This window comes from Microcystis sp. LE19-131.1A (assembly GCF_027532015.1).
Lineage (GTDB): Bacteria > Cyanobacteriota > Cyanobacteriia > Cyanobacteriales > Microcystaceae > Microcystis > Microcystis ichthyoblabe_A.
Genome location: NZ_JAPZSS010000189.1, coordinates 1 through 1,840, shown reverse-complemented (window position 1 = coordinate 1,840; position 1,840 = coordinate 1). Strand labels below are relative to the sequence as shown.

The 1,840-nt window shown below is 43.8% G+C and carries 3 protein-coding genes and 2 pseudogenes; 2 read left to right on the top strand and 3 right to left on the bottom strand.

What is annotated here, in order from left to right; translation table 11 throughout:
• Nucleotides 1-176 (bottom strand): annotated as a pseudogene (locus tag O9323_RS14485) (IS1380 family transposase); the annotation flags it as partial.
• Nucleotides 177-269: 93 nt separating this feature from the next.
• On the opposite strand from O9323_RS14485, the gene O9323_RS14480 reads away from it, so the two are divergent.
• Both O9323_RS14480 and O9323_RS14475 read left to right on the top strand, forming a co-directional pair.
• Nucleotides 270-1,154 carry a transposase gene (locus tag O9323_RS14480; RefSeq protein ID WP_002795306.1) on the top strand — a complete coding sequence of 295 codons (885 nt, stop codon included), beginning with the start codon at nt 270-272 and terminating at the stop codon, nt 1,152-1,154.
• 54 nt (nt 1,155-1,208) lie between these two features.
• The gene (locus tag O9323_RS14475) at nt 1,209-1,451 is read left to right on the top strand and encodes a hypothetical protein (RefSeq protein WP_002756332.1); all 243 of its coding nucleotides are present in this window, start codon (nt 1,209-1,211) and stop codon (nt 1,449-1,451) included.
• On the opposite strand, the gene O9323_RS14470 is transcribed toward O9323_RS14475, so the two are convergent.
• The gene (locus O9323_RS14470; RefSeq protein WP_288125329.1) at nt 1,427-1,561 is read right to left on the bottom strand and encodes a tetratricopeptide repeat protein; all 135 of its coding nucleotides are present in this window, start codon (nt 1,559-1,561) and stop codon (nt 1,427-1,429) included. The two genes, O9323_RS14475 and O9323_RS14470, sit on opposite strands and share 25 nt — an antisense overlap.
• Nucleotides 1,556-1,627: pseudogene (locus O9323_RS14465) on the bottom strand (tetratricopeptide repeat protein); the annotation flags it as partial. The gene O9323_RS14470 and the pseudogene O9323_RS14465, both read right to left, overlap by 6 nt.
• Nucleotides 1,628-1,840: the final 213 nt, after the last annotated feature.

Sequence of the window (1,840 nt, the reverse complement as noted above, 5' to 3'; positions counted from 1 at the left end):
AATTTTCTGACCAATTCTAAGTCTTCTTCTTTCGCAAAAAGCGTCTCCATTAATTCAACTACAGGTTCAAGTCTCTGTTCATAATCTCTCTTAGATTTCTCAATTATATCTGAGGCTCGTAACTTTAATTGGTTATTAGTTCCCATTGCTATAGCATAGTCAACTCGGTCCTGACTGACGGACACAAGTGGGTCAAAACCTGACAAGACAAGGGTTGCCAAAAAGAAAAAGCTATGGGTAGATAGGGAAAAAGCAAGAATCCCTACAAGATGAAAACCGAGAACAGAATCTTCTCCCAAGTTTATTCCTATCTAGAACAAGGAAGCCGATTTGTGGATAAAAGACATTTAACCGTCCTCAGTTGGATGGTGACAGCCCTACTCAGTAGTCAAAGTCTCAATCAAGCCAGATGGGAACCCTTTGTACAAAGCAGAGCCGAACAAGCCAATAGTTATCAGAGACGGTGGAATCGCTTTTGCCAGAATGGAAGAGTAGCGGTGGAAAAGATATACATCCCCTTAATATTGAAAGCCATCGAGACTTGGAAGGAGAAGGGGGAAAGACTGTATCTAGCAATAGATACCACTCTGTTGTGGAATCAATACTGCTTTGTCTATCTAGCGGTGGTCTGCGGGGGGAGAGCCGTCCCCTTGATGTGGATGGGATTAGAACATGGTAGTGCCAGCCTAGCTTTTGAGAAATACGAACCCTTGTTGGACAGAGCCAAAGGCTATCTTCAGGGCTTTGAGAATGTCATGCTGTTAGCCGACCGAGGCTTTGCCAATCAGCAATTAATTCAATGGCTCAGGAAAAATACTTGGCATTGGTGTCTTCGCTTACCTTGCGATACCCTCATTTACGGTGTTCGCCGTCGGGGTTTTGGCTATGAGGTCAGAGAACTCTATCCTCCCAAACGGCAAGCCTGCTTTTATCGCAACGTTCAAGTCTGGCAGGAGGCTAGAATCACTGCTCATCTTGCTTTAGCCTCCGTTCCAGGGGTTAAGGATAATTGGGCAATTCTGAGCCATGAACCTCCTACCCTTGACACCTTCTGGCAGTATGGTCTTCGTTTTCCCATTGAACATCTCTTTCTCGACAGTAAATCGGGCGTTTTTGACTGGGAACATTCTCGTGTTCGCTCTGCTGCTTGTTGAGAACGTCTCTATCTCATTGTTGCCATTTCTATTCTCTTTGCTACTTTAACTGGCATGGCGGTTCAACAATCTGGCTCTCGCCGTCAGGTTGATGCTCATTTTCGGCGTGGTTTGAGTTATTGGAAAATTGGTTTACGTTGGCTGGCGGGAGTTGTTCATAAGGCGCGTCCCTTCTTGCGACTTGACCACTTATTTTCTGTTGACCCTTTTCCCTGTTTTGCTTCTCGCAAAGCTCGTCAGGATTATTATGGCAAAATTACCTTTTCTTTTATTCAGGAGTTTGAGGCTTTCACATAACAGTACTTGTCTTTGTATTGAAAAATGTGTCCGTCAGTCAGGAGTTCAGCATCTTCGTATCTTCCTTGGGATTTGTACAATAAGGCTAAATTGTTGAGGGAATCTGCCACATCAGGATGTTCTTCTCCCAATCGGCGGCGAGTTACTTCTAAACATTGCTCCCACCAAGGTTCAGCTTGTTCGTATAACTGGACTTCCCCCGTATAAACATACTAGCTATGGCTAAAAGTCTTACAGAGCCTGAGTTAAAGCAATAAAATACTAATGAACTACTGGACACAAAATCCTGAAGTTCTTACGCAGATAGGGTTTGAGGCAAAAATTTTCAAATTTGACCTTTAGACCATTATAGCTTGTTTCGGGGCAGAAAACCAGCAAAAACATGGCTA